18 protein-coding genes are annotated in these 18,003 nt (G+C 62.9%); 9 read left to right on the top strand and 9 right to left on the bottom strand.

Annotated elements, in window-relative coordinates; genetic code table 11:
- Window positions 1-49: 49 nt before the first annotated feature.
- Entirely contained in the window at window positions 50-313 is a 264-nt protein-coding gene (locus HU760_RS09115) for an Ogr/Delta-like zinc finger protein (RefSeq protein WP_186674749.1), read from the bottom strand.
- 200 nt (window positions 314-513) lie between these two features.
- Here HU760_RS09115 and HU760_RS09110 point away from each other — a divergent pair, with 200 nt between their 5' ends.
- Window positions 514-894, top strand: coding sequence for a helix-turn-helix domain-containing protein (locus HU760_RS09110; RefSeq protein WP_186674750.1), 381 nt, complete (start codon window positions 514-516; stop codon window positions 892-894).
- Here the strand turns inward: HU760_RS09110 and HU760_RS09105 are convergent.
- The 3 genes from HU760_RS09105 to HU760_RS09095 are packed head-to-tail and all read right to left on the bottom strand — an operon-like array spanning window position 891 to window position 1,851.
- Window positions 891-1,253, bottom strand: coding sequence for a hypothetical protein (locus HU760_RS09105; RefSeq protein ID WP_186674751.1), 363 nt, complete (start codon window positions 1,251-1,253; stop codon window positions 891-893). The genes HU760_RS09110 and HU760_RS09105 overlap by 4 nt on opposite strands.
- On the bottom strand, window positions 1,246-1,593 hold the full coding sequence (locus HU760_RS09100; protein WP_186674752.1) for a head completion/stabilization protein: 348 nt from the start codon (window positions 1,591-1,593) through the stop codon (window positions 1,246-1,248). The genes HU760_RS09105 and HU760_RS09100 overlap by 8 nt, the downstream gene beginning before the upstream one ends.
- Before the next feature lie 9 nt (window positions 1,594-1,602).
- Window positions 1,603-1,851, bottom strand: coding sequence for a helix-turn-helix domain-containing protein (locus HU760_RS09095; RefSeq protein WP_186674753.1), 249 nt, complete (start codon window positions 1,849-1,851; stop codon window positions 1,603-1,605).
- Between the two features lie 220 nt (window positions 1,852-2,071).
- Here HU760_RS09095 and HU760_RS09090 point away from each other — a divergent pair, with 220 nt between their 5' ends.
- The gene (locus tag HU760_RS09090; protein ID WP_186674754.1) at window positions 2,072-4,132 is read left to right on the top strand and encodes a TonB-dependent receptor family protein; all 2,061 of its coding nucleotides are present in this window, start codon (window positions 2,072-2,074) and stop codon (window positions 4,130-4,132) included.
- Window positions 4,133-4,226: 94 nt separating this feature from the next.
- On the opposite strand, the gene HU760_RS09085 is transcribed toward HU760_RS09090, so the two are convergent.
- Window positions 4,227-4,787, bottom strand: coding sequence for an NADPH-dependent FMN reductase (locus HU760_RS09085; RefSeq protein ID WP_186674755.1), 561 nt, complete (start codon window positions 4,785-4,787; stop codon window positions 4,227-4,229).
- A 156-nt stretch (window positions 4,788-4,943) separates the two neighbouring features.
- Here HU760_RS09085 and HU760_RS09080 point away from each other — a divergent pair, with 156 nt between their 5' ends.
- Window positions 4,944-5,162, top strand: a complete 219-nt coding sequence (locus HU760_RS09080) for a hypothetical protein (RefSeq protein ID WP_186674756.1) — start codon at window positions 4,944-4,946, stop codon at window positions 5,160-5,162.
- Here HU760_RS09080 and HU760_RS09075 read toward each other — a convergent pair.
- The 4 genes from HU760_RS09075 to HU760_RS09060 form a co-directional block, all read right to left on the bottom strand.
- The gene (locus tag HU760_RS09075) at window positions 5,146-7,395 is read right to left on the bottom strand and encodes an Orn/Lys/Arg family decarboxylase (RefSeq protein WP_186674858.1); all 2,250 of its coding nucleotides are present in this window, start codon (window positions 7,393-7,395) and stop codon (window positions 5,146-5,148) included. The two genes, HU760_RS09080 and HU760_RS09075, sit on opposite strands and share 17 nt — an antisense overlap.
- A 113-nt stretch (window positions 7,396-7,508) precedes the next feature.
- Window positions 7,509-8,267, bottom strand: a complete 759-nt coding sequence (gene dnaQ, locus HU760_RS09070) for a DNA polymerase III subunit epsilon (RefSeq protein ID WP_186674757.1) — start codon at window positions 8,265-8,267, stop codon at window positions 7,509-7,511.
- 51 nt (window positions 8,268-8,318) lie between these two features.
- A complete protein-coding gene (gene rnhA / locus HU760_RS09065; protein WP_186674758.1) occupies window positions 8,319-8,765 on the bottom strand; it encodes a ribonuclease HI in 447 nt (148 codons plus the stop codon).
- 13 nt (window positions 8,766-8,778) lie between these two features.
- Window positions 8,779-9,552 (bottom strand): class I SAM-dependent methyltransferase, encoded by a 774-nt coding sequence (locus tag HU760_RS09060; protein ID WP_186674759.1) that lies wholly within the window; start codon window positions 9,550-9,552, stop codon window positions 8,779-8,781.
- 85 nt (window positions 9,553-9,637) lie between these two features.
- Between HU760_RS09060 and gloB the strand changes: the two genes are divergently transcribed.
- The 6 genes from gloB to HU760_RS09030 all read left to right on the top strand — a co-directional run bounded on the left by gloB (window position 9,638) and on the right by HU760_RS09030 (window position 18,003).
- The gene (gloB, locus tag HU760_RS09055) at window positions 9,638-10,417 is read left to right on the top strand and encodes a hydroxyacylglutathione hydrolase (RefSeq protein WP_186674760.1); all 780 of its coding nucleotides are present in this window, start codon (window positions 9,638-9,640) and stop codon (window positions 10,415-10,417) included.
- Window positions 10,418-10,517: 100 nt separating this feature from the next.
- Window positions 10,518-11,948: a lytic transglycosylase domain-containing protein gene (locus HU760_RS09050; protein ID WP_186674761.1), complete on the top strand. Its 1,431-nt coding sequence runs from the start codon at window positions 10,518-10,520 to the stop codon at window positions 11,946-11,948.
- A 297-nt stretch (window positions 11,949-12,245) separates the two neighbouring features.
- Window positions 12,246-14,075 (top strand): extracellular solute-binding protein, encoded by a 1,830-nt coding sequence (locus tag HU760_RS09045; RefSeq protein ID WP_202883409.1) that lies wholly within the window; start codon window positions 12,246-12,248, stop codon window positions 14,073-14,075.
- Window positions 14,072-15,907: an extracellular solute-binding protein gene (locus HU760_RS09040; RefSeq protein WP_186674762.1), complete on the top strand. Its 1,836-nt coding sequence runs from the start codon at window positions 14,072-14,074 to the stop codon at window positions 15,905-15,907. Before HU760_RS09045 ends, HU760_RS09040 begins: the two co-directional genes overlap by 4 nt.
- A gap of 1 nt (window position 15,908) precedes the next feature.
- Window positions 15,909-16,982, top strand: coding sequence for a microcin C ABC transporter permease YejB (locus HU760_RS09035; RefSeq protein ID WP_186674763.1), 1,074 nt, complete (start codon window positions 15,909-15,911; stop codon window positions 16,980-16,982).
- A gap of 1 nt (window position 16,983) precedes the next feature.
- Window positions 16,984-18,003 carry an ABC transporter permease gene (locus HU760_RS09030; protein ID WP_186674764.1) on the top strand — a complete coding sequence of 340 codons (1,020 nt, stop codon included), beginning with the start codon at window positions 16,984-16,986 and terminating at the stop codon, window positions 18,001-18,003.

Raw genomic sequence — 18,003 nt, 5'->3', positions numbered from 1 at the left:
TATCTGCCTTGTTTGTCCTGCAGCTACTTTCATCGCGTCCAGTGGCAACTCATTCATCGCCTGCTCCCTGCGCTATCGTCGGCAATGCCGCCCTGCGCAACTCACCATTGGCCGAGGGCAGGTAAACTTCCGGGTTGGGCATGCCGCTGGGTGAAAGCTCATGGGTCATTTCGAATTCGGCACGCACTGACCAGCCACAGGCCTCGGTTGTGCATTGCAAATAAGCAATGCGCAGGAAAATATGGCGCCCTTCGCTGGTGCGTATGCGCATCCGGCTGTGGCAATGCGGGCAAACCAGTTTGTAGGTACTCACGGCAAGTACCTGCAAGCATGATTCAACGCTATGCTCCCTAAGAATAATCGTTCAGCTGTGTCAGTATTGGCAGCAAACTTGAAATCATTCTTCAGTTCGATGTTTCTCATTGCAGAAATGCTCCTTAAAACGCAGGGCTGTATTCATAAAGAGTAGTTTAAGCCCATGGAATATCATTAAACCAGTCATGGATATCTGTTATGAGTACTCACGTACTTGCTGCAGTGCTCACCCGTCTCAAGCTTTTGACCGGCGCCAAGACCGATGCCGAGCTGTCGCGCAAACTGTCGATCAGCCCACAGACCCTGAGCAGCTGGAAGGTGCGCGACAGCATTCCATATTCGTTATGCATAGACTTGGCCCGGCAGCACGGCTGCTCACTGGACTGGCTGCTGCTGGGCGCAGCCGCCCCTGCCAGCTCAGCCCTGGATGATGCAGACTGGGAATACGACATGCTCACGCGCCTGCGCACGTTATCGCCCGCAGATCGCCAGGCCATCCTGCTGCTCATCCAGGACAAGCAACGCATCCAGCAACTGGAACAGCAACTGAGTGCGCTGGCGGGGTCAGCCAACGGCTAACCCCGATTTCGCCAGCGCTGGATGAGTTCGCGTGGGTCAAGTGTATCCAGCCAGACCATGACCTTGAGGCTGATCGGTATTACCACCACGGCAGCCACGAATGCCGCCATGCCACGTGTCGGCAGGGGCACCAGTGACGACACCAGCGGCTCGAACACGTGGCCCACCCCGACGGTCACGAATACCAGCAGCAGTTTCTTGCCCAGCTTCAGGCGCCTGGCTGTATTGGTGATCAATCGGTCACGCGCCGCGCTCACCAGCAGTGCGCCCAGCAGCGCAGCGAACAGTACACTGCCATCCGCTTCCAGCAACGCCACGAGCACGGCACACGGTGTGTCGAACATGTCGACTTCAGGCATGGTTGCGCCCTCGACGTGCAATGGGCAAGCAGGCAGTCGACCCCAGGTTGTACCGGACTGCAGCCTCGATAAAGCGCAAGTAGCACACCCTCAATGCACGCCCATGGTCATGCCTGGCAACATCATCAAGGCGCTTGTAGCCTCGCCTGCGCAGTACCGCACGCCAGCGGGCGAATTCGCGTGCCGCGTCGATGGCAGCGCAGCGTGCGGCCACTTCCAGTGCGGTTTCGCTGACCGGCGACTGCAGGTTCAGACGCTCGCGCAGCCTGCCGAGGTCTATGCGTGGCCAGAACGGGTCATGGCTGTCGGCAAAACGCGGAAACAGAGGATCGTCGCCCATGTCCGCCCCTCACTGCCCGACCAACATGCCGTAGCGAATGGCCTTGATCACTGCTGCCACCCGGGTGGGCACATCGAACTTGCGCAGAATGTTCGATACATGGAAGTTCACCGTCGATTCCTTGCACGCCAGGATCTGGCCGATCTCCCAGGAACTCTTGCCGTAGGCGCACCACAACAGGACTTGCTGTTCACGTGGCGTCAGGCGAACCGGGGCGTCCGCCAAGGGGTGCTGCGAATGTCGTGCGTGGTCATTCATGTTTGAACTCCGCGGGTGATTGAGAGAGGCATTGCTGCCGGTCTGCGGTCACTCTACGAAGCGCCAGCCGTGCGGCTCTATCACTGCGGCTTGTAAAGAACTTTCGTACAAAACCACGTGATGAAACCTGCGGCAAATTAGCCGGCTTTCTTCGTGCTTCAAGGGTGATTTCGCTCGTCTCAACGCCGTTGTCATTTGCCCTTTCACCTGGAGTCGTACAATGCGTTGCGTTTTGCCCCTATCCTCCTGCCTTGGCCTGCTGGCCGCTTTGGCTGCCAACCAGCCTGCGGCGGCCTCCTCGGTCGAACTGGGCCAGGTGCTGATCACGGACGAGGAGCAGAATGACCTGAGCGCAGCCAGCGAACGCCTGCGTGAGGTGCCAGGGGCCAGTAACCTGGTCGACATGCAGCGTGCAGGACAAGGCCGGGTCGCAAGCAACCAGGACGTGCTTGCCTACCAACCCGGGGTATTCGCCCAATCGGCGGGCAACGATGGCATCAAGTTGTCGATCCGCGGCTCGGGCCTCAACCGCGCCCCGGGGGCCCATGGCTCCGGGGTGTACACGATGTTCGACGGCCTGCCGCTGACCGGCCCGGGTGGTACGCCCTACGAACTGTTCGAGCCGTTGTGGCTGAGCCGTGCCGAAGTGCTGCGCGGCGCCAACGGCTTTGACCAGGGCGCGCTGGCCCTTGGCGGGGCACTGAACTACATCACCCACACCGGCTACGACGCCGCGCCGCTGCAGGTGCGCTATGAAGTCGGCAGCCATGGTTATCAGCACCGGCAGGTCAGTTCGGGCCAGGTACTGGGCAAGCTCGACTATTACCTGGCCTTGACCGATTCGGAATATGACGGCTATCAGGCGCACAGCAGCGGCAGTGCCAAGGGCGTTGCCGCCAACTTCGGCTACCGTTTCAACCCTGACCTGGAAACCCGCTTCTACCTGCGCTATCGGGAAACCGACAACGAACTGGCCGGGCGCTTGACCAAGCAGCAGATCAAGCACCACCCCCGCGCTGCCAACCCGAACTACCTGGCTCGCGATGACAGCCGCCCCCAGCCGGGCAGCACCTGGCTGGGCAACAAGACCACCTTCTACCTCGACGATGATGCGCGCCTGGAAGCTGGCCTGGTCTACCATGACTACCCGATGGACCTGCGCGAAGGCCCGATGCGCCTGAAGGTGGCCTACACCGATGTCAGCGGCACCCTGAATTACTTCCGCCGCGACACTCTGTTCGGCCACGACAGCAAGACCACCGTCGGCTGGCGTACCACCAAACACCTGCCCAACAGCGGTGCTTCGCAATTCGCGCGCACTGGCGATGTATTCGGCGCACGCACCCGAGACTTCACTTACCAGGGTTCGGACACCGTGCTGCATTTCGGCAACGACCTGGAGCTGGTCCCCAACCTGTGGCTGACCACCGGTCTGGCGATGATCTATACCCGCCGCGAAAGTGCTGTCACCTACCCTGCCGAAGGTGGCAAGGTGAGCATGCATGACTGGGACTACGCACCTCGCCTGGGGCTACGCTATGACATCCGCCCGGACCTGCAGGTGTACGGCAATCTGAGCCGCTCGGTCGAACCGCCCCATCCCTGGTCCCTGATCTGGAGCGCGCCAACCGCCTATCAGCCGATCGAGATGCAGAACCAGACAGCCACCACGCTGGAGCTGGGTGCGCGCGGCGACTCGGCAGTGGGACATTGGGACCTGGCCTGGTACTACGCGCAGGTTCGTCATGAACTGCTGGCCGTGGAAATCATGCAGGGCGCTCCGGCCAAGGAATTCAACGCCAGCGCCACGGTGCACCAAGGGGTGGAAGCCGGCCTCGACAGCACGCTGTGGGAACGCGCCGGGACTGGCAGGCTCAGCTTGCGCCAGGCCTACACCTTCAGTGACTTCCACTACCGCGACGACGACCAGTTCGGCGACAACCGGCTGCCCGGCATCCCGATGCACTACTATCAGGCCGAACTGCGCTACGACTGGCCAAATGGCTTCTACGCAGGGCTGAATACGCAAATGGCGTCGAAGGTGCAGGTGGACTACGCCAACAGCTACCACGCCGACGCCTATGCCTTGCTCGGCACGCGCCTTGGCTGGAATTCACCGAAACAGGACTGGCAGACCTGGCTTGACCTGCGCAACCTGACCAACAAGCGCTATGCGGCAACGGTGACACCCGGCTACGACGACGCTGGCAAGGACGTTGCCCGCTCGACACCGGGCGAAGGGTTTGCTGTGTATGCCGGGGTTTCCTACAGCTTCCGCTGAACCGCTGCGCACAGCTTCTTGCAGGAGCGGCCTTTCGCGGCAAAAGGCCGCTCCTGCAGCGATCGTGCGCTCAGCGATGATTGCTGAAGGCAGGTCAAACCGCCCTGTTCAATTTCACCCACGAAGCAAACTTGTCAATGAACCCCTGCAGGAACGGCCGGGTCTTGTCGTTGAGCTTGCCGGCCTCGTCGAACAGGCTCGCCGCCCCGCCAAGGTAGGCCTCGGGCATCTGCATGCATGGCATGTCCAGAAAGACCAGCGACTGGCGTACGGCATGGTTGGCGCCAAAACCGCCAATGGCCCCCGGTGACACACTGACCACCGCCGTCGGTTTGCCGCCCCAGGCGCTTTGCCCGTAGGGCCGCGAGCCGACATCGATAGCGTTCTTCAGGCAGCCCGGCACCGAGCGATTGTATTCCGGAGTGACGAATAGCACTGCATCGCTGCGGCGGATCTCATCGCGAAAACGTTTCCACGATTGCGGCGGTGCATCGGCCTCGACATCCTCGTTGTACAACGGCAAATCACCGATCTCGACAATCTTCAGCGCCAGGCTGGACGGCGCCAGCTCCGAGAGTGCACGGGCAACCTTGCGGTTGTAGGAGTCCTTGCGCAAGCTACCGACGACGACAGCTACCGAATACACCTGGGTCATGGCAATTCCAACCTTTGCTGGGTAAGAGGACGTTGTAGTTATAGATGACCGTTGTTCGGCACTTTGGTTTTTTTTCCAGGGTGCGAAAACTTCCGAAGCGGTTCCACGGTCTATCCGATCAGACATTCCCTACGTAATTCAGAGGTTCTCACCCAAATGGCAGCAGTAATGGTCGGCCAATTCCACGCCCGTGACGCCGAAGGCCGTATCTACCCCGTGCACGAGTTCCAGGAGTCGACCCTGCAAGTGGACGGCAGCACGCTGGGTGCGCCCATCACCACTTACCGCCTGGCCATCGGTGACAAGGTCAACCACCTGGGTGAAAACCGCTTCGAACTGGCTCGCAGCGGCGTCGAGATCATTCGCATTCCCTGATGCAATCCACCGTGTAGCGGCCACTTTCGTTCTGCAGGCCGTGCACGTCGGCGACAAACCCGGGGAAGCCCTGGTTGAACGCCCGGGCAAAGGCCAGGTAGTCGAGTATCGAGCGGGTCGCCTCGGTGAACCGCTCCCCTGGCATGATCAATGGAATGCCCGGCGGGTACGGTACCAGCATCACCGCCGCCACACGCCCCATCAACGCCTCGATCGGTACCGCCTCCACCTCGCCGCGCACCATCAGGTCATAGGCCCTGGCCGGGCTCACGGCCACCTCCGGCAAACGGGTGAACAGCCGCTTCAGTTGCTTGGCCGTGGCATTGGCGCGGTAGCAGCCATGCAACTGGTCACACAGCTCGCGCAAGCCCATGCCCTGGTAGCGGGACGTATCGGCCGCCACCACGCTGGGCAGGCAGCTGCTGAGCAGCGTATTGCCATCATAGTGGCGTTTGAACTCCAGCAGTTCGGTAAGCAAGGTGCTCCACTTGCCCTTGGTGATGCCCATGGAGAACAGCACCAGGAAGCTGTACAAGCCGGTCTTCTCCACCACCAGCCCGCGTTCCCAGAGAAACTTGCTGACCACCGCCGCCGGGATGCCATGTTCGCCCAAGGCACCGCCCGCACTCAGGCCAGGCATTACCAGCGTCACTTTCAGCGGGTCGAGCAACACATAGTCATCGGTCACTTCGGCAAAACCATGCCACTCCGCGCCCGGCTGCAATAGCCAATCCTGCGCGGCCAGGCGGTGGATGCCCTCGGCACCTGGCGGCTGCCAGATGCTGAACCACCAGTCATCTGCGGCAATGTGCTCACGCAGGTTGGCCAGGGCGCGGCGAAAACTCAGAGCCTCGTCGAACATCTCCTGCAGCAGCGAATGCCCGGCCGGGCCCTCCATCATGGTCGAGGCCACATCCAGCGAGGCAAGGATGCTGTACTGCGGCGAGGTCGAAATGTGCATCATGAACGCTTCGTTGAAGCGGTCACGGTCCAGCTGGCGCCTGGCCCCGTCCTGCACGTGAATCATCGAGGCCTGGCTGAACGCGGCCAGCAGCTTGTGGGTGGAATGGGTGCTGAACACCATCGGGCTGTCTGCGGCGCAGGCCGTACCCATGGCATAGCGCCCGGTGAAGAAGCCATGGAACGCCGCGTAGGCGAACCAGGCCTCGTCGAAGTGCAACACCTCGACACTGCCGCCCAGGGTCTGCTTGATCAGCCCGGCGTGATAGCACAGGCCGTCGTAGGTGGAGTTGGTCACCACCGCCAGCTTGATGCGTTGCCCGCGGTCGCGCGCGAGCGGGTTGGCCTGTATCTTCGCCTGGATCGACTCGGCACTGAATTCACTGAGCGGGATCGGCCCGATGATGCCCAGTTCGTTGCGCTCGGGGCACAGGTACAGCGGGATGGCGCCGGTCATGATGATGGCATGCACCACCGACTTGTGGCAGTTGCGATCCACCAGTACCAGATCGTCACGGCCGACCATGGCGTGCCAGACGATCTTGTTGGCGGTGGAGGTGCCATTGATGACGAAGAACGTGTGGTCGGCGCCGAAGTTGCGCGCCGCCCTGGCCTCGGCTTCCGCCAGGGGGCCGGTGTGATCGAGCAGCGAGCCCAGCTCCGGCACCGAAACCGACAGGTCCGAGCGCAGGGTGTTTTCCCCGAAGAACTGGTGGAAGGCCTGGCCCACCGGGCTTTTACGGTAGGCCACGCCGCCGCCGTGGCCCGGCGTGTGCCAGGAATAGTTGGACTGCGCGGTGTGCTGCACCAAGGCCTTGAAGAACGGCGGCAGCAGGCCATCGAGGTAGCTGTGCGCCGCACGCGCCACCTGGCGGGCGAGAAATGGCACGGTGTCTTCGAACAGGTAAAGGATGCCACGCAGCTGGTTGAGCTCGCTCATGGCTTCGGCGGGGGCATTTTCCAGGGTGACCTGCTCGCCAAGGGCGAAGATCGGCAGGTTGGGCGCGCGCAGACGAGCCAGACGGATCAGTTCGGCCATGTTCTGCAGCAGGTGGGTATTTTCGGCGATGCCCTCGGCGGCAATCAGCATGCAGGCCAGGCCGTGGTGGGTGGTGGCCACCAGACGCGCCTCGCCGTGGTCGGCGGCCTTGATGATGGTAAAGCCGTCCTGGCTCAGCTCCTCGGCAATACCGCGTACACGCTCGCCAGCGACGCTGTCGACCTTGATGGCACGGTGAACGATGAGGATGGGGAACTTGAGGTCCTTGTACATCAGGCGGCTACCTCCGAAGGACATAGAGTCCATTTCAGGGTAGCCGAGCGCTGTGTTGTCTGTACTGGCCCTTTACTGGGTAAACCCGCGAAAGGGCCGGCGCAGCCGAGCAGTCAGCCGGCTGGTGTCTCGGTCAAGACCTGCCACATCGAGGGCCCACCGGCCGACTTGGCAATCGCCGCCAGGCGCTCGGCATGCGCTTCCAGCTCCTCGGCAGTGGCCATGATCACCCGCCCGGATGCACGCCCGACGATACGGCGGATCTCGCTGCCGCCCGCCGCCTGCCCGTCACCCTCGGCGTCGGCACCGTGGCCCGCCAGCGACAGGCTGGTCTGGCCACCGGTCATTGCCAGGTAGACGTCAGCCAGCAGTTCCGAGTCGAGCAGTGCGCCGTGCAGTTCCCGGCCCGAGTTGTCGATGTCGTAGCGTTTGCACAAGGCATCGAGGCTGTTGCGCTGCCCTGGGTGGCGCGCGCGCGCCAGCAGCAGGGTGTCGAGGACGGTGCAGTGCTGCGAAATGTCCGCGCGCTCGTGCTGACCCAGCAGGGCGAACTCGTTGTTGATGAAGCCAACGTCGAACGCTGCGTTGTGGATGACCAGCGTGGCGCCCTGGATGAACTCGAAGAATTCTTCGGCGACATCGGCAAAGCGTGGTTTGCCGACCAGGAAGGCATCGGTGATACCGTGGACGTTGATGGCGCCCTCGTCGCTCTCGCGGTCCGGCTGCAGGTAGACGTGGAAGTGCCGCCCGGTCAGGCGCCGACCGATTACCTCGACACAGCCGATCTCGATGATCCGGTGGCCTTCGCTGACCGGCATACCCGTGGTTTCGGTATCGAGAATGACGAACCGCTTATCTTGCTGCTGCTCCACGCGGGGCGCTCCAACTTGCATCAGTCACAAAGGCAGCGATTGTACCCCAGCTCAGCGCTGCGCGCGCACCTCATCGACCCCACGGTTGGCCAACTGGTCGGCGCGTTCGTTGCCGGGGTGACCGATATGGCCACGCACCCATTTCCAGGTCACCTTGTGGCGGTTGACCTGCTGATCCAGCAACTGCCAAAGGTCGGCATTCTTCACCGGTTCCTTGCTCGCGGTCTTCCATCCGCGCTTTTTCCAGTTGACCATCCATTCGTTGATGCCCTTCATCACGTACTGCGAGTCGGTGGTCAGCACCACCTCGCATTCGCGCTTGAGCGCCATCAGCCCCTGGATCGCCGCCATCAGTTCCATGCGGTTGTTGGTGGTTTCGCGTTCGCCGCCCCACAGTTCCTTCTCGACGCCCTTGTAGATCATCAGCACCCCCCAACCGCCCGGGCCAGGGTTGCCCTTGCAGGCACCATCGGTAAACATCTCGACGCTTTCGCTCATGTACCACTCATGTTCAGTGCTTTTCAGTGTCCGGATTGACCGCCGTGCGGTTGACCTTGGCCAGCGGCAGCGGCAGCAGCTTGCCCATCGGTTCGCGACGCTCCGGGCGTAGCGGCCGCAGGCCTACCACCATCTTGCGCGCCACCAGCAGGTAGACGCCGCCACCGGAACCCTGCCAGCCCCCGGCCAGACGCTCCCAGCCCGCCAGGCGCTGCTGCCAGGCCGTGGAGGCAAGCGGCGGACGATAGCACCCGAAGCGGCGTTTCTCCAGCGCGAAGCCCAGCAGGTTGAGCCAGTCACCCACCCGCGAAGGCGAGATGCAACGGGCTTTGCGCAAGGCACCATGGCTGAACAGATGGCGCACGCCCCAACTGCTCCACGGGTTGATGCCGACGATCAGCAAGTGCCCGCCAGGGCGCACCGCACTGGCGGCCTCGCGCAGCAGGCCGTGGGGCGACAGGCTGAAATCCAGGCCATGTTGCAGCACCACTACGTCGGCGGCGTGCTCGCTCAGCGGCCAGGCCTGTTCTTCACAGACGATTTCCACCCCTGGCAGCGGCGCCCCCAGGCGCACGTTGCGCTGCACCTGAGGGGCGCTGGGTGGCGGCTCGGCGCACGGCCCGTAATGAACGAGATAGCCGCCGAAGAAGCGCCCGAGCTCTTCTTCCAGCAGTTTTTCCTCCTCCTTGAGCATCAGTTGCCCGAGTGGGCCATTGAACCACTCACGGGCCAGGCTGATCAGCTTGACCCAGTCCGGGTCGGCCTGGGCAAAGGCTTGGTCGGTCATTGCGCTCTCCCTCGAAGGTTCTCGCACCGCGCCATCGCGGCTAAGATGCCCTCATGTGCCACGCTAGGCGAATCGGATCCGCACCATGATACAGATCGATGCTCTCCCCGCTTTCTCCGACAATTACATCTGGTTGTTACAGGATACTGCCAAACGCCGCTGCGCGGTGGTCGATCCGGGAGATGCCGGCCCAGTGGAACGCTGGCTGTCGGCCAACCCCGGCTGGGTGCTGAGTGACATCCTGGTCACCCACCACCACAACGACCACGTCGGCGGCGTGGAACGGCTCAAGCAGCTGACCGGCGCCCGGGTCTGTGGCCCGGCCCAGGAGCGCATCCCCTGCCGTGACCTGGCGCTGGACGAAGGTGACCAGGTGACCGTGCTGGGCGTGACCTTCCAGGTGCTGGCCGTGCCCGGCCATACCCTGGGGCACATCGCCTTGTTCAGCGACCAGCCGGCAACGCCGGTGCTGTTCAGTGGCGACACGCTGTTCGCCGCCGGTTGCGGGCGCATGTTCGAAGGCACTCCCGAACAGATGCAGCCAGCCCTCGCCCGCCTGGCAGCCCTGCCAGAGCAGACCGAGGTGTACTGCGCCCACGAATACACCCTGAGCAACCTGCGTTTCGCCAAGGCGGTGGAACCCGAGAACCCGCACGTTCAGCAGCGGTTCGAGGACGTTAGCCGTTTGCGTGCCGAAAATCGCATCACATTGCCATCAACGATCGGTCTGGAACGCCTGACCAACCCCTTCCTGCGCACCTCTGAAACATTAGTTAAACAAAAAGCAGACGAATGGAAGGGGCATTCAAACCCCTCGCATGTCGCTGTTTTTGCTGCCTTGAGGTCTTGGAAGGACACCTTCTGATAACCCCAAGATATATCGCAAGCGAGGCTCAACGGTTGACCCGGCCCGGAGCGGTTTCTAGAATCGCCGAAATTTTTCGCCCGGAAACCTGTGTCAGCCGATGTCTTCACGTAGCCGCAGAACCTCTCATTCCGTCGCCCTGACGCGCCTGGCCCAAATCAGTGCGCTGGCCCTGGCCGCCACCCTGGTGGGCTGCCAGAGCACCCGTCAGCTCGACGAATCCGATAGCGTTCGCGCGCACAACTATCAGGCACGGATCAAGCACAAGCCGTCACCGTTGCAGGTCAAGCCGGCCGAGCAGCCGCCACAGGACGTGTGGGAACGCATGCGTCAGGGTTTTGCCCTGCAGGACAACATCGACGTCAACCCGCGCATCGAACAGCAGCGCCTGTGGTTCGCCAGCAACCCGAGCTTCATCGAAACCGCCGGCGAGCGCGGCAGCCTCTACCTGCACTACATTGTCGAGCGTCTTGAAGAGCGCGACATGCCGCTGGAACTGGCCCTGCTGCCAGCCATCGAAAGCGCCTACAACCCGATGGCCTACTCGCGCGCGCACGCTGCGGGCATGTGGCAGTTCATCCCGTCCACCGGTCGTCACTTCAACCTGCGCCAGACCAACTTCTACGATGGCCGTCGCGACGTGACCGCCTCGACCAATGCCGCGCTGGACTACCTCAGCCGCCTGCACGACATGTTCAATGGTGACTGGCTGCTGGCCCTGGCTGCCTACAACGCCGGCGAAGGCACGGTCAGCCGCGCCATCGAACGCAACGAGCGGCTCGGCCTGCCGACCGACTACTGGAACCTGCCGCTGCCCCAGGAAACCCGCGACTACGTGCCCAAGCTGCTGGCCCTGTCGCAGGTGGTGCTGACGCCGGAAGCCTATGGCGTGAACCTCAACCCGATCGCCAACGAACCCTACTTCGAGGCGGTGGCCATCAACGACCGTCTCGACCTGTCGCGTGTGGCGGCCTTCGCCAACATCGACGAGGACGAGCTGATCCAGCTCAACCCGGCATACAAGAAACGCATGACCGTGGACGGCCCGCAGCAGCTGCTGGTGCCGACCGCAAAAGCGCAACTGCTGAGCGACAGCCTGTCCAACCTCAAGCCCGAGCAACTGGTCAGCCTGCAGCCGAACAAGGCCGTGTTCGCCCGCGCCGTGGCAGAAGCCCAGGCACCGGTGGCTGCGAGCAGCTACCGGGTCAAGCGCGGCGACAACCTGGGCAGCATTGCCAAGGCCAACCGCGTTTCGGTCAAGGACATCAAGCGCTGGAACCGGCTCTCTGGCAACAGCGTGCGCGCCGGCCAGGTCCTGGCCCTGCGCGGGGGCAATGCACCAAGTGCGGCTGCCAACCGGGTAGCGGCATCCGGCAAGCGTTCCACGCAATACAAGGTGCGCAAGGGCGACTCGCTGTACCTGGTGGCCAAGCGCTTCAACGTCGAAATGCAGCACCTCAAGCGCTGGAACCCGCGTAGCGGTCACGCCCTGAAGCCAGGCCAGACCCTCACCGTCTACCTCTCGCATTGACCTCGATAGAAACGACGCAGTCCTTGTAGGAGCGGCTTCAGCCGCGATCACCGGCACAGCCGGTGCCAGCCTCTGCGTCGCCTGCTTCGCGGATAAATCCGCTCCTACAGTTGGCACTATCCCTGTAGGAGCGGCCCTGTCGCGACACAAGGCCGCTCCTACAGCTACCGCGTCATGCCCGTTAGAGAGAAGCAGGCACGCTCGCCCACCCCACCTTCAAAACCTCTCTTTTTCCAACCCCACCAAGCTGTTACTGTACCCCGATCAAAGCCCAACGCCTCTGGATCGGATGCCGACTTGATACGTCCCCTCCTGCTGTCACTCAGCCTGGCCTTGAGCTTTCCCGCAGCCGCGATGGTGAGCGAAAGCCACGGATACGCGCAGTTCGGCACGCTCAAGTACCCAGCCACATTCACCCATTTCGACTGGGTCAACCCGCATGCGCCCAAGGGCGGTACCTTGCGGGCCATGGCATTTGGTACCTTCGACACCCTCAACCCCTACACCTTCAAGGGGTCGAGCCCGATTACCACGCCCAACTTCCAGCAATACGGCATCAGCGAGCTGAACGAGCCGCTGATGGTCGGCACTGGCCAGTACGACCCCTCCGGTGACGAGCCGACCTCCAGCTACGGCCTGATCGCGCGTTCGGTGGAGTACAGCGAGGACCGCAGCTGGGTGGTGTTCAACCTGCGCCCGGAAGCCCGCTGGCACGATGGCAAGCCGATCACCTCTGCAGACGTGGCCTTTTCCTATCGCACGCTGCTCCAGGACGGCCACCCGATCTACCGCACCAACCTGCAGGAAGTGCAGCGGGTGGATATCCTCGGCCCGCTACGCATCCGCTTCGTGTTCAAGCGCGCCGGCAACCCCCTGCTGATCCTGCGCCTGGGCGAGATGCCGGTGCTGCCCAGGCACTACTGGCAAACGCGCGACTTCAAGGCCACTACCTTCGAGCCGCCGCTGGGCAGCGGCCCCTACCGCATCACCGAGGTCCAGCCCGGGCGCCGGCTGGTGTTCGAGCGGGTGAAGAACTACTGGGGCAAGGACCTGGCGGTGAACCGTGGCAAGTACAACTTCAACCGCGTCGAATATGAGTTCTATCGCGATGCCACCGTGGCCTTCGAAGCGTTCAAGGCCGGCGAGTTCGACATCTATATCGAGCACCAGGCAAAGAACTGGGCCAACGGTTACAACTTCCCCGCCGTGCGCCGTGGCGAGGTGATCAAGGCGCAGATCCCGCACCGCATCCCGACCCAGACCCAGGGCTTGTTCATGAACAGCCGGCGGGCGACCTTCAGCGACCCACGGGTGCGCCAGGCATTGGGGCTGATGCTCGACTTCGAGTGGACCAACCGCGCGCTGTTCAGCGGCGCCTACCGCCGCTCGACCAGTTACTACCCCAACAGCGATTTCACCGCCAGCGGCCTGCCCACCGGCAAGGAATGGCTGCTGCTGGCACCGTTCCGCGACCAGTTGCCGGCCAGGCTGTTCAGCGAACCGTACAAGGTCAGCCAGACCGATGGCCGCGGCATCGGCCGCCAGACCCTGCGCCAGGCCCTCGGCCTGCTCGCCGAAGCCGGCTGGAAGCTCGATGGCCAGCGCCTGGTCGACAGCAAGGGCCAGCAACTGCGCATGGAGCTGCTGTTGGTTAACCCCAACCTTGAACGCATCCTGCAGCCTTATGTGGAAAACCTGGCCAGCATCGGCATCGATGCACATTTGCGTACCGTCGACCGCGCCCAGTACAAACAGCGCCTGGACCAGTTCGATTTCGACATGATCCTGATGACCCTGAACCAGACCCTGAGCCCTGGCCTTGAACAATGGCTGTACTTCCACTCCAGCCAGGCCACGACCAAGGGCAGCAAGAACTATGCTGGGGTCCGCGACCCGGTGGTCGACCACCTGCTCGACACCCTGCTCGCCGCCCGCACCCGCGATGACCAGGTGGCTGCCGCCCGCGCCCTGGACCGCGTGCTCTCATGGCACTACTACATGATCCCCAACTGGTACCTCGATAATCATCGCCTGGCCTACCGCAACCGGTTCGCTTTTGTCACCACGCCGCCCTACACCCTCGGGCTGAACAGCTGGTGGATCAAGACTTCGGAGAAAGCCCAATGATGCCAACGCACCGCCTGCGCCGGCTGGCCGGCAGCCTGTTGCTTGCCTGCCTGAGCCTTCCCGCCCTGGCCGCACCGCAACACGCACTCACCCTGTACGACGAGCCAGCCAAATACCCGGCCGACTTCAAGCACTTCGACTACGTCAACCCCGACGCGCCCAAGGGCGGCACCTTCCGCCAATCCAGCTTCGGCGGCTTCGACAGCCTCAACCCGTTCATCAACAAGGGCGTGTCGGCCGAGAACATCAGCATCATCTACGACACCCTGATGCGCCAGAGCCAGGATGAGCCGTTCACCGAATACGGCCTGGTGGCCGGCAAGATCGAGAAGGCCCCGGACAACAGCTGGGTGCGTTTCTACCTGCGCCCCGAAGCACGCTTCCACGACGGCCACCCGATGCGCGCCGACGACGTGGTATTCACCTTCAACGCCCTGATCAAGGACGGTGCGCCGCTGTACCGCCAGTATTACTCCGACGTTGCCGAAGTGGTCGCCGAAGACCCGCTGAAGGTGCTGTTCCGCTTCAAGCACCGCAACAACCGCGAGCTGCCGCTTATTCTCGGCCAGCTGCCGGTACTGCCCAAGCACTGGTACGAAACCCGCGAATTCAACCGCGGCAACCTGGAAATCCCGCTGGGCAGCGGCCCGTACAAGGTCGCCGAAGTGAAAGCCGGGCGCTCGGTGCGCTACGAGCGAGTCAAGGATTACTGGGCCAAGGACCTGCCGATCAACCGCGGCTTCTACAACTTCGATGTGATGACCTTCGATTCCTACCGCGACACCACGGTCGCCCTCGAAGCATTGAAGGCAGGGGCGTTCGACTATGCGCTGGAGGTCAGCGCGAAGAACTGGGCCACCGCGTACGACATACCGGCCGTACGTGACGGCCGCCTGATCAAGGAAGAGCTGCCCAACGGCAATCCCACCGGCATGCAGGGCTTCATCTTCAACATCCGCCGCCCAGTGTTCCAGGATATCCGCGTGCGCCAGGCGCTAAGCCTGCTGCTGGACTACGAGTGGACCAACAAGCAGCTGTTCAACGGCGCCTACACCCGGACCGGCAGCTACTTCGAGAACTCGGAAATGGCTGCCCGCGGCCTGCCCAGCCCCAGCGAGCTGAAAATCCTCGAGCCGCTGCGCGGCAAAGTGCCCGAGCAAGTGTTCAGCGAGGCCTTCCACAACCCGGTCAGCGACGGTAGCGGGATGATCCGCGAACAGCAGCGCCAGGCCTACAAGCTGCTGCAGGAAGCGGGCTGGAAAATCGTCGATGACAAGATGGTCGACGCCCAGGGCAAGCCGGTGAGCATCGAGTTCCTGCTGGCACAGACCGAATTCGAGCGCATCCTGTTGCCGTTCAAGCGTAACCTCGCCGACCTCGGTATCGACCTGAACATCCGCCGGGTCGACGTGTCCCAGTACATCACCCGCCTGCGTTCGCGCGATTACGACATGATCGTCGGCGGCTACCCGCAGTCCAATTCGCCGGGCAACGAACAGCGCGAGTTCTGGTCCAGCGCTGCCGCCGACAACCCCGGCAGCCGCAACTTCATAGGCCTGCGCGACCCGGCCATCGACCAATTGGTGGAACAATTGATCAACGCCGATTCACGCCAGAGCCTGATCGACCACTGCCGCGCCCTCGATCGCGTATTGCTGTGGGGCTACTACGTGATCCCCAACTGGCACATCAAGACCTGGCGCGTGGCCTACTGGAACCACATCGGCCACCCCAAGGTATCGCCCAGGTACGACATCGGCATCGACACCTGGTGGATCAAGCCCGGCGTGACGCCAGCCGTCAGCGAAGCCCCTGCGGACGAGGCCAACTGAGATGCTGGCCTATATCCTGCGCCGCCTGCTGCTGATCATCCCGACCTTGTTCGGCATCCTGATCATCAACTTCATCATCGTCCAGGCCGCCCCCGGCGGCCCGGTCGAACAGATGATCGCCAAGCTCGAAGGTTTCGAAGGTGCCACCAGCCGCATTGCCGGTGGCGGTGCCGAAGTGTCGGTGGCCGGTTCCAACTACCGTGGTGCCCAAGGCCTGGACCCGGCGTTGATCGCCGAGATCGAGCGCATGTACGGCTTCGACAAGTCGGCGCCCGAACGCCTGTGGATCATGATCAGCAACTACGCCCGGCTGGACTTCGGCGACAGCTTCTTCCGCGATGCCAAGGTCATCGACCTGATCATCGAGAAAATGCCGGTGTCGATTTCGCTGGGGTTGTGGAGCACGCTGATCATGTATCTGGTGTCGATCCCGCTGGGTATCGCCAAGGCAGTACGCCACGGCAGCCACTTCGATGTGTGGACCAGTTCGGCAATCATCGTCGGCTATGCCATCCCGGCGTTCCTGTTCGCCATCCTGCTGATCGTGCTGTTCGCCGGCGGCAGCTACTTCGACTGGTTCCCGCTGCGTGGCCTCACCTCGAACAACTTCGACGAACTGAGCACCGCCGGCAAGGTACTGGACTACTTCTGGCACCTGGTCCTGCCGATCACCGCACTGGTCATCGGCAACTTCGCCACCATGACCTTGCTGACCAAGAACAGCTTCCTCGACGAGATCAACAAGCAGTACGTGGTCACGGCCAAGGCCAAGGGCCTGAGCCGGCCGCGTGTGCTGTACGGCCACGTGTTCCGCAACGCCATGCTGCTGGTGATCGCCGGGTTCCCTTCGGCATTCATCGGCATCTTCTTCACCGGGTCGTTGCTGATCGAGGTGATCTTCAGCCTCGACGGCCTGGGCCTGATGAGCTTCGAGGCGGCCATCAACCGCGACTACCCGGTGGTCTTCGGCACCCTGTTCATCTTCACCCTGCTGGGGCTGGTGGTGAAACTGATCGGCGACCTGACCTACACCTTGGTCGATCCACGCATCGACTTCGCCAGCCGGGAGCACTGACATGGCCTTGTCCCCCCTCAACCGTCGGCGCTTCGAGCGCTTCAAGGCCAACCGCCGTGGCTGGTGGTCGCTGTGGCTGTTCCTGATCCTGTTCGGCCTGAGCCTGGGCGCCGAGCTGATCGCCAACGACAAGCCGATTGCCGTACGCTACGACGGCGCATGGTATTTCCCGGCGTTCAAGCGCTACCCGGAAACCACCTTCGGCGGCGAATTCCCGCTGGAGGCCAACTACAAGAGCCCGTACATCCGCGACCTGCTGGCGAAGAAAGACAGCTTCGTGCTGTGGGCGCCAATCCCGTTCAGCTACCAGAGCATCAACTACGACCTGCGCGTGCCGGCCCCGGCGCCGCCATCGGCGGACAACTGGCTGGGCACCGATGACCAGGGCCGTGATGTGCTGGCACGGGTCATCTACGGCTTCCGTATTTCGGTGCTGTTCGCCCTGACGCTGACCCTGCTCAGTTCCATCGTCGGCGTGATCGCCGGGGCCCTGCAGGGCTTCTATGGTGGCTGGGTCGACCTGGCCGGGCAGCGCTTTTTGGAAGTCTGGTCCGGCCTGCCGGTGCTGTACCTGCTGATTATCCTGGCCAGTTTCGTGCAGCCGAATTTCTGGTGGCTGCTGGGCATCATGCTGCTGTTTTCATGGATGAGCCTGGTGGACGTGGTACGCGCCGAATTCCTCCGCGGGCGCAACCTGGAATACGTGCGCGCCGCCCGTGCCCTGGGCATGCGCAATGGCGCGATCATGTACCGACACATCCTGCCCAATGCCATGATCTCGACCATGACCTTCATGCCGTTCATCCTCACCGGCGCCATCGGCACCCTCACCGCGCTGGACTTCCTCGGTTTCGGCCTGCCGCCTGGCGCGCCGTCGCTGGGCGAGCTGGTTGCCCAGGGCAAGTCCAACCTGCAGGCGCCATGGCTGGGCATCAGCGCCTTCGCCGTGCTGGCGCTGATGCTGAGCCTGCTGGTGTTCATCGGCGAATCCGCCCGCGATGCCTTCGACCCGAGGAAGTGA

The organism is Pseudomonas oryzicola, from assembly GCF_014269185.2.
GTDB lineage: Bacteria > Pseudomonadota > Gammaproteobacteria > Pseudomonadales > Pseudomonadaceae > Aquipseudomonas > Aquipseudomonas oryzicola.
This window is presented reverse-complemented; position numbering and strand designations above follow the sequence as displayed.